This is a genomic window from Klebsiella pasteurii, from assembly GCF_018139045.1.
In the GTDB taxonomy this organism is placed as follows: Bacteria; Pseudomonadota; Gammaproteobacteria; order Enterobacterales; family Enterobacteriaceae; genus Klebsiella; species Klebsiella grimontii.
Map to the genome: position 1 here is coordinate 282,904 of NZ_CP073236.1, position 23,039 is coordinate 305,942.

Sequence of the window (23,039 nt, forward strand, 5' to 3'; positions counted from 1 at the left end):
TTTAACTATGAATCAATTAACAGAAGTCCTTCATAATATATCCGGCGCCCAGCACCAATATGAGGTATTTTCCGGCGCAAATACCCATACGCCCTATCTTGCAGATACCCGGCAAAAATATCAGCGCAAACTTTTCGACACGCTGGATGAGGTTTTATCGCGCTGCGATTTACGCGATGGGATGACCGTTTCATTTCATCACGCCTTCCGCGAGGGTGATAAAGTGATTAACTACGTTATGACCCGGCTGGCGGAAAAAGGCTTGCGAGGGTTAACGCTGGCGTCAAGTTCCCTGATGACCTGCAACACGCCGCTGATCGAGCATATTAAACAAGGCGTTATTAGCAAAATCTATACCTCCGGGATGCGCGGTGAATTAGCGGATGCGATTTCACACGGCCTGATGGAGGAGCCGGTACAGATCCACTCGCACGGCGGTAGGGTCAATCTGATTGAAAAGGGTGAAATTAATATTGATGTCGCGTTCCTCGCGGTCTCCTGCTGCGACGAATATGGCAATGCCAGCGGCAGCGGCGGCAAATCCCGATGCGGTTCGCTTGGCTACGCGATGGTCGATGCAAAATATGCCCGCAAAGTGGTTTTGCTGACGGAAAGCATCGAACCGTTCCCCTATATGCCGGCCAGCATTATTCAGGATCAGGTTGATTATATTGTCAAAATCGACAGCGTAGGCGACCCGGCGAAAATCAGCGTTGGCGCCGCGCGCGTGACCAGCAATCCGCGAGAGCTGATGATCGCGCGGTCTGCTGCGGACGTCATTGAGCATTCCGGTTATTTTCGCGATGGCTTTTCTCTGCAAACGGGATCGGGCGCGGCGTCCACCGCCTGTACGCGATTCCTGGAATCCCGCATGAGGAAGCACAATATCGTCGCCAGCTTTGCCTTAGGCGGCATTACCGGCAGCATTGTCGATCTGCATGAAAAGGGACTGATTACTAAGCTGCTGGATACACAAAGTTTTGATGGCGCGGCGGGGGAGTCGCTGGCGAAAAATCCGCACCACGTTGAAATCTCGACCAGCGTTTACGCCAACCCGGCGGCGAAAGCCGCCTGCTGCGACCGCGTGGATATCGTCATTTTAAGCGCGCTGGAAATTGATACGGATTTTAACGTCAACGTACTGACCGGCTCCGACGGCGTGATGCGCGGCGCGTCGGGCGGACATTGCGATGTCGCTGCGGCGGCAAATTTAACTATCGTGGTCGCGCCCCTGATCCGCAGCCGTATTCCCACCGTCGTCAGGCACGTCACAACCCGCGTAACGCCGGGAGAGAGCATTGACGTGCTGGTCACCGACCACGGCATTGCCGTGAATCCTGCCCGCCCGGAAGTCAAAGAGGGGCTGACGGCGGCCGGTTTGCCGGTTGTTGATATCGAGGCGCTTTATCAGACATCGCTGGTGATTTCTGGCGAACCGAAACCGATCGAGTTTACCTCGCGCATTGTCGGCGTCGTGCGTTATCGCGATGGCAGCGTCATTGACGTGGTAAGGCAGGTGAAAGAATGATCGACGAAACGACAAACGCTTCCTGCGCCTCTATCACTCTTGAGGAAGTCCTTAAAGCCAGAGAAGCGCGCGCGAGTGTACAACAGGCGTGGCTGCGCCGCTTTGAACAACCGATGGTATCCACCACGCTCGTCTGGCCCGGCGAGGTAAAAGATACGCCGCTTGCCCGGCAGGTTATGGCGCAGGCGACGCACGCGTTCAGCCAGCTGCTGCGGAAACATCGCTGGGACGTTTCCAGGCACGAGGTTAGTTTTCAGCCCACCGGGCCCGAAGCGTTCTGGTCCATAGCGGCGCCTGCCTGGATGATCAAGCACGTGACGGCGCATCTTGAAGATCATCATCCTCTCGGGCGTCTGTGGGATATCGATGTCTTTTGTCCCACATCCGGATTAATTAAGCGCAGCGCGATCCGACAGCCGATGCGCAGATGCTTCATTTGCAATGAGGCTGCCCACGTCTGTTCCCGTATGCGTCGCCATTCTCAGAATGAACTTGCGCAAGTGATTGAGGATTTAGCCTATGACTACTTTCGCGGTGAACGCTGAACGGGCTGAGCAACGGGAAAGCATTGCCTGGCTGGCTGCCGAGGCGATGTATCGGGAAGTGAGATTAACGCCAAAGCCCGGGCTGGTTGATGGCGAGAACAATGGCTCGCATCGTGATATGAACATCGCGCTGTTTATGGCCAGTATTCGCGCCGTCTCGCCCTGGTTCCCCCGCTTTTTTGCGCAGGGAGTGGCGACCGCGGATTTGCCTGCCCCGCAGACGCTATTAGCGATAAGGCCCACAGGACTGGCCTGCGAACAGGCGATGTTCAACGCCACGGGGGGAGTCAACACCCACAAAGGCGGCATTTTTTCCCTCGGCCTGCTGTGCGCCGCCGCAGGGCGCCTTGTTAAGCGCAACCAGATGCTTAGCCAGCGCAATTTGTGCCGGGAAACCAGTGCGATGTGCGCGGGCCTGGTTAGCCATGAACTGAAAAAAAATGGCCTCGCCAAAACCAAAGGCGAGCATATTTTTCAGCGCTTCGGGTTTAGCGGCGCGCGGGGTGAGGCGGAGAACGGTTTTTATACCGTCAGGCAGTTTGGGCTGCCCCAGTGGCAGAAAGCGCGGCGGGAGGGGCTACCTGAGCAGGATGCGCTGCTCAGAATGCTGCTGGCCCTGATGGCCTTCAACCCCGATACCAATGTGGTGTCCCGGGGCGGGCTAAGCGGCCTGCAGTATGTGCAGCGCTATGCAAAACGCATTCTGAAGATGGAACACCTGGCGGGTGAAAAGCTCAGAAAAGCGCTGAGACACATGGATAAGGCGTTGATTGATAGAAATCTCAGCCCTGGCGGCAGCGCGGATCTCCTTGCCGTTGGCTGGGTACTTTCCCATTACCCGGCCTGACGGGCGGTACTGAGCGTGGAGAGGAAAGCTTAATGACTACCCAACGTCTGGAACAGCTGCGCGAAAAGTTGACGATTATTCTGGTGCCGGGCCTGCGAGACAGCGATGAGCATCACTGGCAAAGCTATTGGAGTCGTCGTTTTCCGTATTGGAAGCGGATAAGCCAGCGGAACTGGCTGGAGCCGGATATTGATGCCTGGGTGTCCGCTATCCGTCGGGAGCTGGCTACCTGTCAGCTCCCGGCTGTGCTGGTCGGGCATAGCTTTGGGGCGCTCGCCGCATGTCGCCTGATTCAGACACAAAAGGTGAATATAGCGGGTATCGTCATGGTTGCGCCTGCGGAGCCATCGCTCTTCGAACTGGACGAGGCGGTACTTCCCGAGCGTCTGCGGACGTCCAGCCTCATGTTTGCCAGCCGAAACGATCCGTTAATGACCTTTAAGCGAGCGCAGTACTGGGCGGAATGCTGGGGAGGACGTTTAATCGATCTGGGTGACGCCGGGCATATTAATGCTGAGTCCGGATTCGGCGACTGGAATTATGGTCTGGAGCAGTTAGCAGAATTTTGTGAAGGGCTACCGCAATTTATTAAAACTTAATGTTACCAACCGAATATCGCGATTACATAAACAACCTTCAGATAAATAACTTCTGAAACGGAGAGCATATGTTAGAAGCTTATAATAAGCATGTCGATGAACGTGCTGGAAAAAATATTCCACCGAAGCCGTTAACCGCGGAGCAAACGCAAGAATTAATTACATTACTGACCAGCAAGACCTGCGAAGATAAAAATGCCCTTGTTGAGCTGTTAGCGCATCGCGTGCCGCCGGGCGTCGATCCGGCGGCGAAAATTAAAGCCGATTTTCTTTATCAGCAGATTAAAGAAGAAAACCCTGCGAGTATTATTGCGCCTCAGCAGGCTATTGAACTGCTGGGCACCATGCAGGGCGGTTATAATGTTCAACCGCTCATCCACTTACTGGACGATCCCCGCTGGGCCAGCAGCGCCGCGGAACAATTAAGCGCTACGCTGCTTATTTTTGAAAAATTTAAGGATGTGGAAGAAAAGGCGAAACAAGGAAATACCTGGGCGCAAAAAGTGCTTCAGTCATGGGCCGACGCCGAATGGTTTTTACGTCGCCCGGCGCTGCCGGAGAAGATCACGCTGAAAGTATTTAAGGTGCCGGGGGAAACCAATACTGATGATTTGTCGCCTGCGCCCGAGGCGTGGTCACGTCCGGATATTCCTCTGCATGCGTTGTCCATGTTGTGTCATCCGCGCGACGGCGTCAGCCCGGATGAACCGGGAAGCCGTGGGCCGATACGGCAGCTAGAGCAGTTAAAAAAAGAGGGCTACCCGCTGGTCTACGTCGGAGATGTCGTTGGCACAGGCTCTTCCCGAAAATCGGCAACTAATTCTATTTTATGGCATCTTGGCAACGATATTTCATGGGTGCCGAATAAACGAAGCGGCGGCTTTGTTTTTGGCGGAAATATTGCGCCCATCTTTTTTAATACGCTGGAAGATTCCGGCGCGCTGCCGCTTGAAATGGATGTTTCCGCGCTATCAACGGGAATGCTGATTGATCTCTATCCGTATCGCGGAGAAATTTGCGAAGCCCACAGCCAGCAGCCTATCACCTCATTTTCCCTGAAAACGGACGTTCTGCTTGATGAAGTGCGCGCCGGCGGGCGCATTCCGCTAATTATTGGCCGGAGCCTGACGGCCAGAGCGCGGCAATCACTGAACCTTGCGCCCTCCGACGTTTTCCGCAGGCCGAAAGCGCCAGCATCCTCCGCCGCCGGCTTTACGCTGGCGCAGAAAATAGTGGGAAGAGCCTGCGGCGTTGCCGGGATCCGACCAGGACAGTACTGCGAGCCGCGAGTCACTACCGTCGGTTCGCAGGATACTACCGGAGGAATGACGCGCGATGAGCTTACCGATCTGGCCTGCCTGAGTTTTTCCGCTGATTTGGTTATGCAGTCTTTCTGCCATACTTCAGCCTATCCCAAGCCGGTTGATGTGAAGCTGCATGAAACGCTGCCTGAATTTATCAGCCGCCGGAACGGCGTGGCGCTGAAGCCGGGGGATGGCATTATCCACTCCTGGCTTAACCGTATGCTAATTCCTGATACCGTAGGGACCGGGGCGGATTCTCACACCCGTTTCCCGCTTGGCATCTCTTTCCCCGGTGGCTCCGGGCTGGTGGCCTTTGCTGCGGCAACGGGCATTATGCCGCTGGATATGCCGGAGTCCGTACTGGTCCGTTTTACGGGAGAGATGCAGCCGGGGATAACCCTGCGCGATCTGGTGCACGCCATTCCGCTCTATGCCAGAAAGCAGGGATTACTGACGGTGGAGAAAAAAAATAAGATCAATATCTTCTCCGGGCGTATCCTGGAAATCGAAGGACTCGGCATGCTGAAAGCGGAGCAGGCCTTTGAACTGGCTGACGCCTCGGCCGAACGCTCCGCAGCGGCATGCGTGCTGCGTCTGGAAGAAGAGAACGTGGCGGAATATCTGCGCTCCAATGCCACATTGCTACGCTGGATGATTAATCAGGGTTATGAAAATGCCGCCACGCTGGCGCGGCGAATTGCGGAAATTGAGGCGTGGCTGGCGAATCCGTCGCTGCTGGTGGCCGATGAGAACGCCGAATATGCCGCGGTGATTGAGATCGATCTTAGGGAAATTACCGAACCTATCGTCTGTGCGCCGAACGATCCGGATGACGCCCGGCTGCTGTCGGAAGTCGCGCGTACGCCGATAGATGAAGTCTTTATTGGCTCCTGCATGACGAATATTGGCCATTTCCGCGCCGCCGGTAAAATTATTGCCGACGCCCGCGAGATACCCGCACGGCTGTGGCTGGCTCCGCCGACGAAAATGGATGCGCGTCAGCTTGCCAGTGAAGGGTACTTTAATCAGTTCATAAAAACGGGCGCCAGAATCGAACCCGCCGGCTGTTCGCTGTGTATGGGGAACCAGGCGCGGGTACGTCAGGGCAGTTCCGTTGTTTCAACATCGACTCGTAACTTCCCGAATCGTCTTGGCACCGATGCGAACGTTTTTTTAGCGTCGGCGGAGCTGTGCGCCGTGGCGGCGATGATAGGGAAAATGCCGACCGTTGAACAATATTTCTGGCACATGGATAAAATCAAAGCAACAAGGGACGACATTTATCGTTACCTGAACTTCGATCGGCTGCCAGAGTATCAGTCAACGAATAATGAAAAAAATATTATTAAAACATTTGCTGGCTAATTCTTTACTGCATTAAACAATAACGGTGAATAGCTCACTTGTTCAGCGGAAGCTTCAGAAGAATGAGGCTTCTGCTTTTAACGACACGGATTGTAGCCGAGGTGAAGCATGTTGAAGTCCAAGCTAATAAAAATAGCGGTGCTTATTTTTATTATTATATTAGCTATAATAATTCCACCCCCCGACGGATTGACGAAAGAAGCCTGGATACTGGCCGGCATCTATCTGGCGTCCATTATAGGGCTGGTGAGTAAGCCTTATCCTGAGCCCGTGATTATGATGTCGGCGGTAGGCTTGTCATGCTTAACGGTGGCAAGATTTGATGACTCTCCCGTCAAGTCAATGGATGTACTGAGCGGTTTTTCCTCGGGAACGACATGGTTGGTATTTAGCGCGTTTACTTTGAGCGCCGCTTTTGTCACTACCGGGTTGGGGAAACGTCTGGCGTACTGGTTTATTTTAAAATTTGGTGGGACAACCCTACGGCTAGGGTACGTCACGGCGCTGTTGGATCTAATGTTGTCACCGGCGACGCCTTCTAACACTGCGCGCGCCGGCGGCGTCGTATTCCCGATTATCAATAGCATTGCCCTGGTGTTAGGTTCGACGCCAAAAGAGAGTCCGCGTAAGGCCGGACGTTACCTGATGGTGAATGTGTATATGGTGACTAAGACCACCAGCTATATGTTTTTGACCGCGTTTGCCGGAAATGCCTTAGCGTTACAGTTAATTTCCGATATTTTTCATATTCGCATAAGCTGGGTAGGATGGGCTCTGGCGGGGGTACCGCTCGGGCTATTGATGTTAACTGTTATTCCTTATATCACCTACAAAATAGTGCGCCCGCAATTAAAAGAAATAGACAATATAAAAATAGCCACTGCGGGCCTGAATGAATTGGGTGCCATCAGTTCGAAAGAGAAAGGGCTGATCGTCGTATTTATCTCCGCGCTCTCAGGCTGGATATTTTCTCATTATCTGGGGCTGAATGAATCCTCCGTTGCGGTGATCGCCATGGCTGGCGCTTTGCTCGCGAATGTTATTTGCTGGAATGATGTGCTGCAAAATAAGGGCGGCTGGAATACGTTAATCTGGTACGGCGGCATTATTGGACTGAGTGCGACCTTAAGCAAAGAGGGATTTTTTAAATGGCTTGCCGCCTTTATGTCCGCGCATCTGGATTTCCTCGGCGCCGGTAACACGACCATTGTGATTATTGTTTTTTTAAGCATCATCGTGCGCTATTTATTCGCCTCCGGCGGTGCATACGTCGCGGCTATGGTTCCCGTCTTCGCTACCGTCGGACTGGTTACCGGAACGGCGCCTGCGCTGCTGGCGCTCGCGATCCTGTTTTCTAACTCTTACGGGGGCTGTATCACGCACTATGGTGGTGCCGCCGGGCCGATTATTTTTGCCGCCGGTTATAATGATATTAAATCCTGGTGGTTAACCGGGACCATAATAGCGTTGTTAACTTTTCTGGTTCATATGGTTGTTGGCATTCCGTGGTGGGGCTTTTTGATTCAGCACGGAATACTTTGAGGCCGGCCTGCATTTTTATTTGAACCTGGCGGCTCGCGACATAACGAAAAAACCCCGACATGATGTCAGGGTTTTTGAACTGGCGTGACTTCATCATCGGCAGCGAAGCTGAAATCTACGCCAGTGAATAAAGCGCAGCTTAGATGGCGTAGACGTTACCCGCTGAAGGGCCTTTCTGGCCATCTTCAATGGTGAATTCGACTTTCTGGCCTTCGTTCAGGGTCTTAAAACCGCCGCTCTGGATAGCCGAAAAATGTACAAACACATCTTTGCTACCGTTGTCCGGGGTGATGAAACCAAAGCCTTTCGACTCATTAAACCATTTTACTAAACCAGTCATTTTATTAGACATTGATAATACCTCAACATATCTGAGCCTTACGGCGAAAAGGTTTCGCACAGAATCTAATTAATAACGATAAGGAGACTCAAAAGGAAGAATTATCAACGGATAACACTTGAGATGAGGACTGCTTTACTAAACCGCTTTATTATGTCTGTGTACTTAACCGACTAATCATTAGTCACATACTTCACCGCGGATAGCAAGACTTATTTCAATTGGTATGGCCGGGACGGAGAGTAATACGGAAAGAGGGGGAGTGATTCGCCAGCGCCTTGTTGAGGGTTTAATGATAATAACTATCATAGTTTCATTAGGTTAACTGGATTTTGGATTACGATAACGTGGATGAATCTGGAGGGGGTATTTTTTTATTTTTGCGAACAGGCTCATGCGGTGGTGAAGCCATATCATGCGTCGCAGCGCGATAAATTTAAGGCCATTTCTCATTATTTTATCCCCAGTGGGGCATCTGGATGGCTAAAATTTAATTTGCTTATGAATGGTATTCATGCATTAATGAAATTATTAATTCGAAAAAAACGCATGAGCTTAAAAAATTTATCGGCCGTTCTCATTACCAGGCGCTATCGCTGATACCCCCTTTCTTTTGAGTCCATACGTTTAATCCGACACGTTTTCTGTCAATTACCTGATGCGCAACTGGAGTCAGTATGTCCTCAAGAATTAAAGGTCTGGTCAAGTGGTATAATGAGTCGAAGGGATTTGGTTTCATTTCACCTCTCGATGGCGGCAAAGATATTTCGGTCCATTGCTCGGCGCTTCGTGGGGATAATTTTAATACCCTGTTTGAAGGCCAGAAAGTTGAATATGCTGTACTCCATAGAGACGACAAAGGTCCTGCTGCTACCCATGTTATACTGTGCGATAAATAACGATTTATAGCGTTACGGCCGCGATAGTGAAAGCCGTGTTGGCGATATCGCGACGGCCTGTCTCTGGATTATTCCTCTCTTATTCCATGCCCTGTCCCTGAGCACCACGACCGTCGCGTCGCGTACGGTTTTTCTTATCCGGCAATGCGGCAGAAATGCGTTCGACGGATTCTGGAAGCGAGTACAATTCACCGGCTTTCAGTCAGTATTTAAATCCGATGACAGGGGATGGTGATGGTCAGACGCTTTGTGGTGTGTTTCTTCATGCTGTGCGCATTCTCAGTCCATGCCGCTAACGGCGGTAATGGCGGCGACGGTGGGAATGGGAATAACTCGGATGGGGGCAATGGCTCTGATGGCAGCGCGACCGCGTCTGGACGCCCTGGGTGCCCGGGCGGAACGCAGCCTGACTCGTCCGGAAAATTTTATCTCCCGGGCACAAAAGAACCGTGCAATCCGGGCAGGCAGGATGCAATGAAAAGCGCGCGCCATTAGCCAGCCGCTTTTTAGCGACTGGCCAGAATAATGGATGACGACCAGACCGCCGGACGAGTGAGGCAAGCGAGTCTAAAGCGCGGCGACATACTTCCCCTTAACGCGGCGTAAAACTCATCCTGTCGTTCCGGCAACGCTCGTACCAACCTCGTGCTATTTAATATGGCGCGGGGTGTTTTCCCCTTTCCGACGTTGTTCAATGCACCGCGTAATCATCACGAAAAAGACGGGGACAAAGAAGATAGCCAGCACCGTTGCGCTTATCATGCCCCCGAAGACGCCCGTTCCCAGGGCATGCTGAGTCGTGTCGCTCGCTCCGCTGGCCAGCATCAGCGGTACGACGCCTAATGTAAATGCCAGCGAGGTCATGAGTATTGGGCGTAAGCGCTGGGTTGAGGCGAGTAATGTTGCATCCACCACGTTCATTCCCTGGCTCATCAGTTGTCTGGCAAATTCCACAATCAAAATCGCATTTTTAGCGGAAAGGCCAATCAGGGTTATCAGGCCCACTTTAAAAAAGACATCGTTGGTCATATTCGCCACCGTCACGGCCACAACCGCGCCGAGCAGGCCGAGAGGAACCACAAGCATTACCGCGAAGGGAATCGACCAGCTTTCATAGAGTGCGGCCAGCACCATAAATACGACCAGCACCGAGAGTATTATCAGCCCCGGCAGCTGTGACGCGGACTGCTTTTCCTGTGACGAACTCCCCGCCCATTCTCCGGCGAAACCCGCCGGCAACGGGTCCGCCAGCCTCTCCATCGCCCCTATTGCGCTACCCGTGGACTCGCCCGCGGCGGCGCTTCCGCTAATGCGGATGGCCGGATATCCCTGATAACGATTGAGCTGCTGTGGGGCAACGTTCCAGGAGAGCGTCACAAACGTCGCCAAAGGAAGCATCTGCCCCGAGCGGTTCTTCACCGACAGCGTCAATAACTGCTCCGGTTGCATACGGTAGGGCGCATCCGCCTGAACGATCACCTGTTGAACCCGGCCATTATTGATATAGTCATTGACGTAACTGGAGCCCGTTGCGACGGAAATCGTTTGATTAATCTCATCAAACGATACGCCCATCGCTTCCGCTTTTTCCCTGTCGACGTTAAGCATCAGGCTGCTCCCTTCAGGGAGCCCATCGATATAGACATCGTTCAACAGGTGACTCTGGTTCGCACGCTTTACCAGCTCATCCGCTGCCTTTTTCAGGGCCGGATAGCCCTTGCCGCCACGGTCCTGCAAATACCAGGTAAACCCGGATGAGGTCCCCATGTCGGAGATAGCCGGAGGGAGCAGGCTCATCGTTACGGCATCGGGAACGCTTTCCATACTGCGTTGAATATACTCTGCTTCACCCTGGGCGGTCGCGCCCTCGCGATTTTTCCAGTCCTTCAGGGTGGTGAAAGCCATGGCCGAGTTCTGCCCCGAGCCTGAAAAGCCAAATCCCAGGATCATGATGTTGCTTTCAACGACCTGCCGCGCGGCGATTTCATCTTCAAATCGTTGTACCACTTTAAGTGTACGCTGCATCGTGGCGTCGGAAGGGAGCTGGATCGACGACATAAAGTAACCCTGGTCTTCATCCGGTAAAAATGACGAAGGTAATGAGGATAGACCGGCATACAGCGCGAGACAGAGCGCGGTATACAGCAACATCATGCGTCCGGTCCGTTTCAGAACAAACCCGAGCCCGGAGGCGTAAAATGAGGCGAGGCGGTCAAAACGGGCGTTAAACCATGCGGAAAACCTGCCGCCTTTACTCCGGTCAGGCTGATGAGGCCGAAGTAACGTAGCGCAAAGGGCAGGGGTGAGCGTCAGCGCCAGGAATGCCGATAATAAAATGGACACCGCCATAGAAATGCAGAATTGCCGGTAAATAATCCCTACCGACCCGTCGGCAAAACCCATGGGAATAAATACCGCGGTCAGCACCAGTGTAATACCCATAATGGCTGGGGTGATTTCGCTCATCGCTTCCCGCGTGGCCTGCTTCGGGGAGAGCCCCTTTTCTTCCATGAGGCGCTCAACGTTCTCCACAACAACAATAGCGTCATCAACAATGATGCCGATTGCCAGCACCATGCCGAACATGGTCAGGATATTGATGGAATAGCCGCTAAGCAGCATCACCGTTAAGGTGCCCAGTAGCGCCACCGGGGCCACGATAGCAGGTATAAACGTGCAGCGGATTTTGTGCAGAAACAACAACATAACGAGAAACACCAGCACCATTGCTTCGGCAAATGTTTCCACCACCTTCAAAATAGAAAGCTTCACAAAGGGGGCGGTATCAAACGGAACCGTGAACGCCATTGCTTCAGGAAGCACGCCTGAAAGCTCTGCGAGCCGCGCGCGGACCCCCGATGCCGTGCCGATCGCATTTGCGCCGGGAGAGAGCTGAATAGCGGCAGCCGTGGCGGGAACGCCGTTTTCTCGTATGCCAAACGCATAGCTTTGTAACCCAGACTCCACGCGCGCAATATCAGCCAACTTTAGCCGTGCGCCAGTCACCTCAGATTTTAAGGTAATGTTGCGAAACGCCTCAACGGATGAGAGCTGACCTTTAACGGTTATCGGATAAGTAACGGCCTGCTGCGGCGTTGTTGGTTCATCTCCCGTTCTGCCGGGAGAAACAATCACGTTTTGTTGGCCGACAGCGGTCACGACGTCCGTGACGGAAAGCCCGTAACCGTGGAGCTTTATAGGATCCAGCCAGATACGCAGCGCTTTTTCCCCGCCGAAGAGCTGAACTTTGCCAACGCCAGGGACGCGGCGCAGCTCATCGATCACATTGCGGGCAAAATAGTCGCTTAAATCAGCCTCCTGATACTCTCCCGTCGGGGATTTTAACCCCACCATCATCAGAAAGCCGGAATTTGCCGCCTCAACCGTTATGCCATTTTGCCTTACCGCCTGCGGTAAACGCGGCTCGACGATTTTAATCTGGTTTTGCAGATCCATCTGCGCGAGCTTAATGTCCGTTCCCGGCCTGAAGGTTACCGTAATGGAAGCCATTCCGGTGGTATCGCTGGTGGATTCAAAATAAAGCAAATTATCCACGCCAGAAATCTCACGCTCGATAAGTGAAACAACCGACGTATTCATCACGTCCGGGCTGGCCCCTGGATAGCTGAGCGAAATAATAATGCCCGGCGGTGCGACGGCAGGATATTGCGCAACCGGCAGGCGCGGAATGGACAATATTCCCGTCAGCACGATAAACAGCGCGACCACCCAGGCGAAAATAGGACGTTCAATAAAAAAGTGCGGCATCAGATAGACATCCAGTCAACAAACAAAAAGGTCAGTAAATTCAGGATGACCGTTCGGTTTCCCGGGGTCTATCCTCCGGTAAACTCGCGCGATAGCGTCATCCGGGCGGCAACGTTCGAGCAATTGTCTCCTGCGCGAATGGCATATATCGCGATCCGGCCAGAACGAGGTCGAGGAGGAAGAGGCGAAGTCTAAATGCGCGATGTTGACCGCCAATGGCCAATTTATGGAGGGAGTGTGTATGCGTACTCCCGGTTAACCTTATGAGCGCGGCTACCGCACTCTGCTTAAGAGGGCTATCTTTCTCATGGCGTAAAATCAAATCATCCGCATCAATAAATACACCGGGGAACCGCAGAAAACGATCAGCAAAAAACACTCATAATAAAAGACAATATCATATATGCCGGGTGTAATATTCAAAAGAATATTAAAAACAACAATGCTATAAATAAATATTAATACCAGCCAGAAGACGATAATCGCTAATTCTCTTAACGCGCCAGGTTTCTTTTGGAATATAAACGCCAGGACTGAGAAGGTGATACTGGCATCGACCAATGGCGATGACAGCGTCGTGGAAGCTACCTTTTCATCAATGGCATGCACCAGGTATAACCATAAATAAAGTAACCCCCATGCTGTCAGGGAAAATATAAAGGCAGCGAGAACTTTTTCACGACGAATATTACTTAAGCTTTCCATAATGTTTTCTCTGACAGGGGCCCACATCAGTTGTCTGGCGAGCTGAATTCACAGGCGTGCGTGTCACACTCACGCTTGCACTTTTCTTCCTCGATGATGGATTGTCGCAGCGGTATGTTGATTGTTTATTTCGTGATTGTGTAGCCAGTATGGAGACGCGTTCCGCGTGCTTTATATCGGCAGGAAAAAATGCGGCGTGTGCAACTTTTTAACTCCGGGCTTGTCACATTGCTTTTAACCGGAAAAATATCCGCTCGCGGCAGGTGCCTGAGATTTGGTTGTAGAACCTTTAAACAAGTACGGCATAAAATCTTTTTAAGATAAAATAAAATCTATTATCGGTAATGTGGAAACTAAAATGAACAAAAGCAATCTGATAATTATCGCCGAGGATGACGATGAAATTGCCGCTATTCTGACAGGCTATTTACATCGGGCGGGAATGAAAACCTGTCGGGCGGAGGACGGCGAGCAGGCGATCAATCTTACCCGTCTGCATAAACCGGACCTCGTGTTACTGGATATCCATCTACCCGTTTATGATGGCTGGAACGTGCTGACGACCTTACGCAAAGAGACTAACGTGCCGGTTATCATGGTGACCGCGCTTGACCAGGATGTCGATAAACTGATGGGACTGAGGCTCGGCGCAGATGACTATGTGATAAAACCGTTTAATCCCTCCGAGGTGATCGCCAGAGTGGAAGCGGTACTCCGCAGAACCCGGCCGAATGCCGAAGTCGCCAATTCAAGGCCATTGAGATTGCCGTTTCTGACAATCTATCCCGATGAATTTTACGTGGAAATTACCGTCGAGAATAAGATTGTCACCCCGGTGTTGACCACCACCGAATTTAAGCTTTTGACCTACCTGGCGCGCAGTCCGCGAAAGGTGTGCTCACGCGAAGAGTTACTGGATGCCTGCCTGCCCGAGGGGGATTCACTCGATCGAACCGTTGATAGCCATATGAGTAAGCTGCGGAAAAAGCTTGAACACGCGGGGCTCAAAGGCATCCCGGAGAGCATCAGAGGAGTGGGCTATCGGTTAGGTGAGAAAAAATGAACAAAGAAACGATTCTGAGCCGTCAGATATTGACCTATATGCTGTCGTTAACCTTCATTATTATCGCTATCGCCGTGGTGGGCTCTTATCTATTTTATAGCTTCTTGATTGATTACCTGCCGGGAGGCGCCGTCTCCGGGAGCGAAGATGATATGACCTTGCTGGACTGGCTGTGGATCACGATAGCTTCAGTCACCAGTCTGGTGGTATCGCTGTTTTTTACCGTTAAACTCTCCGCCAGAATATTGACGCCGTTAAATGCCGTCGCCCAGAGCCTGAAACAAATTTCGCAGGGCAATCTTGGCGCACGAGCGTCTGGCACCAGCTCTCAGCTGGGCGAGATTAATAATCTTGTTAATGATTTCAATGAAATGGCGGAAAAACTGCAGACCCTCGATGTTCAGAGGAACCTGTGGAACGCGGCCATCGCTCACGAACTCAGAACCCCCGTCACTATTCTGCGCGGAAGGCTTCAGGGGCTTGTAGAAGGGGTATTTGAGCCAGAGCCCGCGCTATTCAGAAACCTGCTGAGACAAACGGAAGGCCTGACTAATTTAATTGAGGATCTGCGGGTCGTGAGTTCCTCCGGCGGCGCCGGTTATACGCTGACGCTCAGTGAGGTCGATCTCGAAGCGACGATTACCAGCGCGCTTGACACTTTTTTACCGGAGTTTCGCAGCAAGCAGTTCACCCTTATCACTGAACTCAAGCAGCAGTTGTGCGTTTGCGATCCTTTGCGTATGACGCAGTGCCTGACGGTGCTGTTCGATAATGCGTTAAAATATTCCACCTCCCGAACTTTGCTGATAAAGAATGGAACCTCTGGCAAAGAAAATTATATTCTGGTTCAGGATCGTGGTCCCGGAATCCCTGAAGAACTCCAGCGGTTGTTATTTGAACCTTTTCAGCGCGGAGAATATGCCAGACATATTAATCCTCAAGGCTGCGGATTGGGATTATCGGTCGTCAAAGCGATTATGCTCGCTCACGGCGGTAGTGTGAGCTATCGGTTGTCACGAGAAAATCACTCGATTTTTAAATTATCATGGCCTGTCAACCTGCCCTGAGAAAACAGGCTCAATTGAGCCTGTTTCTGGAGACATCAGTGCCACATGTCTCCGAGTTTAGCATCCCATATCGCCGGTGTGATATTAAGTTTACCTCGCTTCGGACTTAATGTTATTTCACTGAAATAAATTTCATTTTCTTTTAGCATCAGGTCGACACGACAGTAATCAATCTCTTTTGCCAATTCCTGCGCGGCAGTGACGGCGCGATGAAAGGATTCGGGTTCAGGAACCGGCCCCAGTGTGTTTGGATATTCCATCTGAAAAGGCTGCAGCCGCCACGAACTGTCATAGACATTAATATATTCGCGCCCCTGTTTATCGGTGAAATCAGCCTCCACAAAGCAGGCTACCCCATGAAAACAATGTATTCTTAACATCTCAGGCGTAACGTTTTTATCTCGGTCAGAAAATAAGTCGATAAACATCTCACAGAGAATAACCGGGGCAATATGCTTATATTGCCACTCTCGGGTTGTGTAATACATATTCTTTTTAAGCGCCAGCTTGAGTCGGTTTAAGGTATTGGCTGGATTAAAATTGTCTCTGTCGCTGCATATAACGGTGCTGCCGCAGTCATGATTGCACTTCAACACGAATTTCGCCGGGAGTCTGCTAAAATTAATATCCTCTGCGCGCTGGTAAACGCCAATTAACGGTATCACCTGCACAAGCTGCGTTCGTGTGAGGACATATTCTCTGACCGCCAGTTTGTCGGCCAGCAGAGTATAAAGGGCGTTATGATCGAAGACGAGGCGGTGGCATATCTTCTCACTCAGCGTGATGGGTTTTTTGAGATTAGCAAAGGTTTGTGACGTTTTGTTGAGTTTGGCAGTATGAAAATAAAGATCCGAAGTCATCATTCCCCGGTATTTTCTGAATAAGTATTCGACGTATTTAAGAGAGTAGTTCAGCTTGTTCATGGTTCCTCCTGAGCGTAATGAACATTCTGACGAAGGAGGATTGAGTGATATTGTTCAGATTATGGAGTGGAGATGGAGCAGGCTGGCTGTGACCAGCCCTGGCGTGAAATCAAACGCGTTCGCGGCTGGCGCCAGTAAGAACCGGCTTTTAGTGAATCGGTAAAAATACCGTTGATACGGCAACGCTGGGTGGTCACAACAGCGCGTCAGAGGGTTGTCAGTTTTAACTTAAATAAGGATATCGGTATGAGTCAGATGGTACGAAAAAATTACCCCGAACTGGGCGAGGTCAAGGCGCCCTATGTCCATTCGGTTAAGCACGGAAACACGCTCTACATTTCAGGGCTCACCGCGTTCGGCACCCGGGCGCAGCGCGACGGTATTGCCGCCCAGGCGGAGGAGATTTTTATGCAGATACGAACCGTTGCCCGCGCCGAAGGCATTGATTTTTCGTCTCTTATCAAAGTCACGATCTTTATCACTTCTTTTGATGAGATCGGCGAGCTGCGCAAAGTGCTTTACCGGAATTACGGCGATCACCTACCCGCCAGCTCGCTCGTAGAAGTCAGCCGTCTGTTTTCTGCGGATCTCAAAATTGAAATTGAGGCGATATTCGGCCTGTGAGCCCGTGTTTATTGCCCGGGCCGCGGTCTGCGCCGCCGAGCAGACTCAATCAATTTATTTGAAGCATTCGGTTAAACAAACGATATTTATTCTCACCTGGTTATGCGTAGAGTAGAGGCATAATGTGGCAGACACGTTTTTCATTATGCGCCATCTGCCGACGACTTCCCTGCAACCCAGGACACCCACGTCATGAAAAAGATTGGCTTTTTATCATTTGGTCACTGGACGCCGTCGCCGCAGTCCGGGACGCGTTCGGCCGCTGACGCGCTGCTGCAATCCATCGATCTGGCCGTTGCCGCCGAAGAGCTGGGCGCGGATGGCGCCTATTTCAGGGTGCATCATTTCGCCCGCCAGCTCAGCTCGCCGTTCCCCCTGCTGGCAGCGGTCGGGGCGAAAACCAAACGTATTGAAATCGGCACCGGCGTGATCGATATGCGCTATGAAAACCCGCTGTATATGGCCGAGGATGCGGGCGCGGCGGATTTAATCTCCGGCGGCCGTTTACAGCTGGGTATCAGCCGCGGCTCGCCGGAACAGGTGATCGACGGCTGGCGCTATTTTGGCTATGTTCCCGGCGAAGGCGAAAACGAGTCGGACATGGCGCGCCGCCACACCGAAGTGTTGCTGGACGCGCTGCGCGGAGAGGGGTTTGCGAAACCTAACCCGCAGCCCATGTTCCCCAACCCGCCGGGCCTGCTGCGGCTTGAGCCTTATTCTGAAGGGCTGCGCGAGCGAATCTGGTGGGGCGCCGGTTCGAATGCGACGGCAATGTGGGCGGCAAAGCTGGGGATGAACCTGCAAAGTTCGACGCTGAAAGACGATGAAACCGGCGAACCGTTCCATATTCAGCAGGCGAAGCAGATCCGCGCCTATCGCGAGGCCTGGGCAGAAGCGGGCCATACGCGCACGCCGCGGGTGTCGGTCAGCCGCAGCATTTTCGCGCTAATGAACGATCGCGACCGGATGTATTTCGGTTCAGGCCGTGACGAGAGCGATTCGATAGGTTTCCTCGACGAGAAGACCCGCGCCATTTTTGGCCGCAGCTACGCCGCAGAGCCGGAAAAGCTGGTCGAACAGCTGAAGCAGGACGAGGCGATTGCCGAAGCGGATACGCTGTTGTTGACGGTGCCGAACCAGCTTGGCGTGGAGTATAACGCCCACGTGATTGAGTCCATACTGAAGCACGTTGCGCCGGCAATGGGCTGGCGCGACGCATAAACCCGCGCTGAGCGACGCCCCGCACGCGCGGGGCGAAAGGGTTTTACGCTGCGACCTTCGGCTGTAGCTGATAGATCCAGGCGGTCACGCGCTGACCGTCTTCCGTGGTAACGTCCACGGCAACGCGATCGTAGCCTTCTTCAAACGCATCCAGCATTGGCCAGTGGGCGCTAAGATTCGCGGACAGGAACAGGTAGCCGTTGACCCGAGGCCCGTTGTTGTCGAGCACGATCCCCGGAAAATCCGCGGCTGCTCCCCAGCCGCGTTCATAAAACAGACCCTTCACATAGCCGGGCAGCCACTCTCCGCCAATGTTGTCCATAATATGGGCATTCGAGTGGCCCGGACGCAGCGTACCGTAGACAAATAAGCGTTCCATTATTCCTCATTCATTCAAACGTTGAATGCCCGGAAGGGCAGCGTAAGACTAAAAATACGCAGTCAGGCTTGGGTTAGCAAGGCGCCCCGCGGGACGCCCGCTCTTCATCAGGGCTCGGGCCCGAACATCTCCACCAGCTGCTTCTTATCGGGCATGCCGATCACCTGCTGGAGCTCGTTTTGTTCATTCATGTAATAGATAGCCGGCGTCGCGCTGGCGCCCAAATCATCCATCAGCTTTTGGTTATGCTGAAGAAGAGTAAAGGTTTCCCGCGGCGTCACGCCGTCAAAGCGCGGGATTTTTTTGCCGCCAGAGAGTTCATACTCTTGCCAGGCGGCTACCGGATCTTTGGCATTCAGGATTGCCGTGGCGTAGCGGCCGCTTTTCGGGTTGAGAAAGGCAACCAGTAGGGTATTCAGCTGGACCTTACCGGCTTTTACCCACGGCTGCGCCGCTGACCAGAACGTCTTACAGTAGGGGCAGAACGGATCGGCGAAGACAATCACTTTTCTGGCAGCGGAATCAGCGCCTTCCTTGAGCGGCCGGGCATCGTTCAGCTTTTTCCACATTTCGCGGCCTAGCGGGGTATAGATCGCTTCTTTAAAGTAGCCCTCGCTGAGGTTTTGCCCTTTATCATCGTAAAGATACCCGGAAATAACGTGCTTCCCGTCCGGCGTCAAAAACAGGGTCACCCCCATATCCTGATACTGACCGACCCAGCCTTTCACGCCGCCGGGGGAATCTATCTCCTTAATAATTTTAATCCCTTGCTGTTCACCAAAATTTTTAACTATCTGGGGGATCGCCCCCTCGGCAAGCGCCAGGCCTGGCATCATCCAGGCCGCCAGCAGTAAAAAGTATTTCATCATATCGCCTCGCAATGCAGGGGGATCGCTCCCCCTGACGTGGGTTACTGTTTTTTCAGCGCGTCGCCGATTGTGGCATCAAATTGTTCCCAGGGGATCCAGCCTGAGAGCATCTCATCGCCGATAAGCGTGGCCGGCGTTCCCTGAATGCCAAGCTTTTCGGCGACAGCAAAGCTGCGCTTAATCGTCTCCAGGCTTTGCGCATCCGGCTGAGCCACAATGACTCCCGCCTTCTTCTTCGCCTGCTCAATGCTGGCACTGTCGTGATACCCCTTTTTCGCCATCAGGATATGGTTAAATTTAACAAACTGTGCAGGATGCGTGCGCCACAGGGTGAGCGCATCCCTGGCCGCGGTCATTGAGCTTTCGGAGCGCCAGGGCAGAAACTTAAAGATCACCGCAACATCCGGGTATTTTTCCACAATTTTCTCCAGATAGGGGTCAAACTTTTTACAATACGGACAGTTATGATCGGTAAAGACGACCAGCGTCAGCTTCGGATTTTGCGCGCCGATTCGCGGTGAGTTGGGATCGTGAAAGAGAAAATCGCCGTCCTGCGACAGCACCTGCTTTAGCGATTCCTGCCCGGCCTGGGCATTCTGCCGATCGAGTTTTTCGGCCGCGGCGATCAAAATTTCAGGGTGGCCGATGAGCGTCTCCTGAACCAGTTCCTGCACGCGGGCCTCCTGCGCCGGCGTAAGGGGCGAAGACGCCACAGCCGTCAAAGATGCCGGGAGGAGAGCGAGGGTGAGCAGCGTTTTTTTCATCGTTAATTTAACCTTTGGCATGATTGAGGGCGTTGAGGACGGTTTGTTGATCGAGCAGCGGCGGCAGTATTTCTCCCTGCGGCTGGCCCGGACCGTAGACCTGGTTGAAGGGAATGGCGTAGCGATTTCGGCTCTGCAGGAAACGGGCGATCGGCTCAGAAGGCTTGCTCCAGTCGCCGCGCAGCGCCACGACATCGGGCTGAGCCAGCGCGCGGATGATCGCGGGCTGATTTAACACCCGGTGTTCATTCACTTTGCACGTTACGCACCAGTCGGCGGAGATATCGATAAACACCCGTTTGCCCTCAGCCCGCGCGCTGCGGATGGCCTCCTCGCTGAGGGGGTGCCAGCGAATTTGCTGAGCGTTAGCCTGCGGCGACGAGACGGTGGAACCCTGCGCCAGCAGATCGCGAACCTGAAAACCGCCATACGCCGCCAGGACGATAACCACCAGCCAGAGGGCGGGAGTCGTTCGCTGATGGGCGACTAACAAGGCGATCAGGGCCGCTACGGTGAGAGCCAGCGCCATCACGCCGCTGGCGGTCTCGCCGAGGTGAACGCCGAGCAGCGTCGCCAGCCAGAAGCTGGAGGCCAGCATCATGACGCCAAGCGCCATTTTCAGGGTGTTCATCCAGCGGCCGGGGCGGGGGAGCAGGGCGGCGGTTTGCGGGAACAGGGCGACGAACAGCCACGGCGCAGCCATCCCCAGCCCGAGCACCATGAAAATCAGCCACAGCTCATGAAGCGGAGCGGCAAGCGCGAAAGCGACGGCCGTGCCCAGAAAGGGGGCCGAGCAGGGCGTTGCCAGCAGCGTGGCAAAAACGCCCTCGCAGAAACTCCCCGCTATCCCGGCGCCGCCGGCGGTCGCCATCCGGCTAACGGCAGTCGAGGGAAGCAGCATCTCGACTATCCCGAACAGATTCAGCGCGAAGAGAAAGGTGACGGCAACCATTACGCCGATAAACCAGGGATTCTGGAACTGGATCCCCCAGCCCAGTGAAGCGCCGGTGAGCTTGAGCATCGTCACCATCAGCGCCAGCAGGGCAAACGAGGTCAGGATGCCCGCGCTGGTGGCCAGAAAACGTAGCCGGACCGGGCCCCGATCTGCCCCAGCCTGCAGCACCGCGCTGAGCTTCATACCCATCACCGGCAACACGCAGGGCATCAGGTTAAGGATGACGCCGCCGAGCAGCGCGAAAAGCACTATTTTCCCGAGACTAACCGTCGCCGTTGGCGCGAGATCCGCACCAGTGATAAGGTTCATCTGCTGCGCTTTTTCGCCATTTGTCAGCACCAACGACAGCGCTTTTCCCGCCAGCGTGGCAGGTATTTCTCCCCATTCATCGGTGACCGGCACCGTCACCTTCAGGCGGTCGCCCTCGGCGCGTACGTCCGGATCGCCGGCCACAATCCCACCGTCCATCGGGTCAAAATAGATCCCGGGATTTTTCCATCCGCCGGTCGTGGTCGCGGTGATGACCAGCTGGCTACCGACAAGATGCGCGGCGACATCGTTCGTCACCCCGTTATCCACCGGGACGGCGCGCATGGCCCGGGCAAAGGCTTCCCGGAACTCGCCGTCTGCGGGCTGATTGAAATCGAGACGCAGCCGATAGTCGGTCAGCAAACAGACGTTGCTGCAGGTCGACAGCGTGAGCGTGCCTTCCAGCACGTCGCCGGGCGCGGCGGCGATCGTTATCGGGATCGCTACCCGATCGTGATAGCCCTGGGTCGTCAGGCCGGAAATCTTGAATCTTGACGGGGCAGGCCAGTACCACCGCGCCCGTTCGCCGTTGTTCCAGATTATTTGCGGGGCGACGCCGCCTTCACCCGGCGAGCGCCAGTAGGTTTTCCAGCCGGAAGCCAGCTCAATAGAGAGCAGTCCGTCGATCCGATCTTTGCCTTTTTCCGCCTGAAAGCGGATCCGGGCGTGGTCGTTTTGCGGGGATGTCAGCCATCCTGTGTCCGCCCCGTGGGCAACGCCCGCGCAGGTCAACACCAGGAAGACGAAGCCCCTGAAGATATTCAGCATTTTTTTCTCCGTGAATTTAAAAAACTAATCGTCTGAGAACGATTTTTTCATTCACGGAAAACGCAGTTTTTGAGATGTATTCGCAGCGTGGGAGGCCGGACGGGATCGTCCCGGAAAACCACCGTACGGCCCGCGGCGAGCAGCTGAAGCAGGGCAAGGAATAAAATAACGGCCGGTAACGCGCCATCGAAGAAAAGCGGCTGCGCGCAGAGCAGGGATTTGGCGCTCAGTTGACAGGGCGAAGGCCCTTGCTCAGCCTCCTCTGAAGAGGGCTGCTTGGCCTGCGCGCTGAGAGCGCTGTCCTGCGCCTGGGCGCTGGCGTCCGCCAAAAAATGGTGCAGATAGGCCGCCCGCTGAACAAGGCAGAAAGCCATGACGAAGCAGGTCAGTATCAAAAACCATTTACCAGGGAGTCGACGGTTGCGCATAGGGTACCAGGACATTTCAGAACCCGGGGATCATAAACAATCCTTATCAATGCACAAGAGGCTGGCGTGTAAGGTTTTGTCTGCATCCTCAAAGGTGACCCGAATCGGCGGCGCAGAGAGGGGGGATCCAGATATTTCGTGCATTTATATTATTTACACCGCCCATTCAACGGGCTAGTATGCGCGTCGCTAATTGGTATCGGCACGCCACTGCTGAACTTTGCTGA

The 23,039-nt window shown here is 53.5% G+C and carries 20 protein-coding genes; 11 read left to right on the forward strand and 9 right to left on the reverse strand.

Annotation, left to right across the window (positions count from 1 at the left end):
- The first annotated feature begins 7 nt into the window (after positions 1–7).
- The 6 genes from citF to KCG39_RS01235 all read left to right on the forward strand — a co-directional run bounded on the left by citF (position 8) and on the right by KCG39_RS01235 (position 7,730).
- The gene (gene citF, locus KCG39_RS01210) at positions 8–1,528 is read left to right on the forward strand and encodes a citrate lyase subunit alpha (protein WP_142467749.1); all 1,521 of its coding nucleotides are present in this window, start codon (positions 8–10) and stop codon (positions 1,526–1,528) included.
- A complete protein-coding gene (citX, locus tag KCG39_RS01215; protein WP_087828853.1) occupies positions 1,525–2,073 on the forward strand; it encodes a citrate lyase holo-[acyl-carrier protein] synthase in 549 nt (182 codons plus the stop codon). Before citF ends, citX begins: the two co-directional genes overlap by 4 nt.
- Complete coding sequence (citG, locus tag KCG39_RS01220) at positions 2,048–2,920, forward strand: triphosphoribosyl-dephospho-CoA synthase CitG (protein ID WP_004131135.1); 873 nt, start codon at positions 2,048–2,050, stop codon at positions 2,918–2,920. Before citX ends, citG begins: the two co-directional genes overlap by 26 nt.
- Positions 2,921–2,952: 32 nt before the next feature.
- On the forward strand, positions 2,953–3,519 hold the full coding sequence (locus KCG39_RS01225) for an RBBP9/YdeN family alpha/beta hydrolase (protein WP_112165297.1): 567 nt from the start codon (positions 2,953–2,955) through the stop codon (positions 3,517–3,519).
- A gap of 68 nt (positions 3,520–3,587) precedes the next feature.
- Positions 3,588–6,188, forward strand: coding sequence for a bifunctional aconitate hydratase 2/2-methylisocitrate dehydratase (acnB, locus tag KCG39_RS01230; protein ID WP_142467748.1), 2,601 nt, complete (start codon positions 3,588–3,590; stop codon positions 6,186–6,188).
- 108 nt (positions 6,189–6,296) lie between these two features.
- Positions 6,297–7,730, forward strand: a complete 1,434-nt coding sequence (locus KCG39_RS01235) for an anion permease (RefSeq protein ID WP_049112751.1) — start codon at positions 6,297–6,299, stop codon at positions 7,728–7,730.
- A gap of 139 nt (positions 7,731–7,869) precedes the next feature.
- Here the strand turns inward: KCG39_RS01235 and cspE are convergent, their stop codons facing one another.
- Positions 7,870–8,082 (reverse strand): transcription antiterminator/RNA stability regulator CspE, encoded by a 213-nt coding sequence (gene cspE / locus KCG39_RS01240; protein WP_004131139.1) that lies wholly within the window; start codon positions 8,080–8,082, stop codon positions 7,870–7,872.
- A 665-nt stretch (positions 8,083–8,747) separates the two neighbouring features.
- Between cspE and KCG39_RS01245 the strand changes: the two genes are divergently transcribed.
- Positions 8,748–8,969 (forward strand): cold shock domain-containing protein, encoded by a 222-nt coding sequence (locus KCG39_RS01245; RefSeq protein WP_004131140.1) that lies wholly within the window; start codon positions 8,748–8,750, stop codon positions 8,967–8,969.
- A 648-nt stretch (positions 8,970–9,617) separates the two neighbouring features.
- Here the strand turns inward: KCG39_RS01245 and KCG39_RS01250 are convergent.
- Together KCG39_RS01250 and crrC are read right to left on the reverse strand one after the other, a co-directional pair.
- On the reverse strand, positions 9,618–12,737 hold the full coding sequence (locus tag KCG39_RS01250; RefSeq protein ID WP_142467747.1) for a multidrug efflux RND transporter permease subunit: 3,120 nt from the start codon (positions 12,735–12,737) through the stop codon (positions 9,618–9,620).
- 318 nt (positions 12,738–13,055) lie between these two features.
- On the reverse strand, positions 13,056–13,442 hold the full coding sequence (crrC, locus tag KCG39_RS01255; RefSeq protein ID WP_142467746.1) for a colistin resistant protein CrrC: 387 nt from the start codon (positions 13,440–13,442) through the stop codon (positions 13,056–13,058).
- A gap of 358 nt (positions 13,443–13,800) precedes the next feature.
- Here crrC and KCG39_RS01260 point away from each other — a divergent pair, with 358 nt between their 5' ends.
- Together KCG39_RS01260 and KCG39_RS01265 are read left to right on the forward strand one after the other, a co-directional pair.
- Positions 13,801–14,505 (forward strand): response regulator, encoded by a 705-nt coding sequence (locus KCG39_RS01260; protein WP_004131145.1) that lies wholly within the window; start codon positions 13,801–13,803, stop codon positions 14,503–14,505.
- Entirely contained in the window at positions 14,502–15,572 is a 1,071-nt protein-coding gene (locus KCG39_RS01265; protein ID WP_004131147.1) for an ATP-binding protein, read from the forward strand. Before KCG39_RS01260 ends, KCG39_RS01265 begins: the two co-directional genes overlap by 4 nt.
- 35 nt (positions 15,573–15,607) lie before the next feature.
- Here KCG39_RS01265 and KCG39_RS01270 read toward each other — a convergent pair whose 3' ends face one another.
- Positions 15,608–16,495 (reverse strand): ATP-grasp fold amidoligase family protein, encoded by an 888-nt coding sequence (locus tag KCG39_RS01270; protein WP_211811531.1) that lies wholly within the window; start codon positions 16,493–16,495, stop codon positions 15,608–15,610.
- A 246-nt stretch (positions 16,496–16,741) separates the two neighbouring features.
- Here KCG39_RS01270 and KCG39_RS01275 point away from each other — a divergent pair, with 246 nt between their 5' ends.
- Positions 16,742–17,119, forward strand: a complete 378-nt coding sequence (locus tag KCG39_RS01275; protein ID WP_049112743.1) for a RidA family protein — start codon at positions 16,742–16,744, stop codon at positions 17,117–17,119.
- 192 nt (positions 17,120–17,311) lie between these two features.
- Positions 17,312–18,340, forward strand: a complete 1,029-nt coding sequence (locus KCG39_RS01280; protein WP_004131152.1) for an LLM class flavin-dependent oxidoreductase — start codon at positions 17,312–17,314, stop codon at positions 18,338–18,340.
- A gap of 43 nt (positions 18,341–18,383) precedes the next feature.
- Here KCG39_RS01280 and KCG39_RS01285 read toward each other — a convergent pair whose 3' ends face one another.
- From KCG39_RS01285 to KCG39_RS01305, 5 genes are all read right to left on the reverse strand, one after another.
- Positions 18,384–18,719, reverse strand: coding sequence for a gamma-glutamylcyclotransferase family protein (locus tag KCG39_RS01285; RefSeq protein WP_004131153.1), 336 nt, complete (start codon positions 18,717–18,719; stop codon positions 18,384–18,386).
- Between the two features lie 107 nt (positions 18,720–18,826).
- Complete coding sequence (gene dsbG / locus KCG39_RS01290; protein ID WP_004131154.1) at positions 18,827–19,585, reverse strand: thiol:disulfide interchange protein DsbG; 759 nt, start codon at positions 19,583–19,585, stop codon at positions 18,827–18,829.
- 44 nt (positions 19,586–19,629) lie between these two features.
- On the reverse strand, positions 19,630–20,352 hold the full coding sequence (locus tag KCG39_RS01295; RefSeq protein WP_195321875.1) for a DsbA family protein: 723 nt from the start codon (positions 20,350–20,352) through the stop codon (positions 19,630–19,632).
- A 7-nt stretch (positions 20,353–20,359) separates the two neighbouring features.
- Complete coding sequence (locus tag KCG39_RS01300) at positions 20,360–22,384, reverse strand: protein-disulfide reductase DsbD family protein (RefSeq protein ID WP_142467742.1); 2,025 nt, start codon at positions 22,382–22,384, stop codon at positions 20,360–20,362.
- Between the two features lie 47 nt (positions 22,385–22,431).
- Entirely contained in the window at positions 22,432–22,812 is a 381-nt protein-coding gene (locus tag KCG39_RS01305; protein ID WP_123829409.1) for a hypothetical protein, read from the reverse strand.
- Between the last annotated feature and the right edge of the window lie 227 nt (positions 22,813–23,039).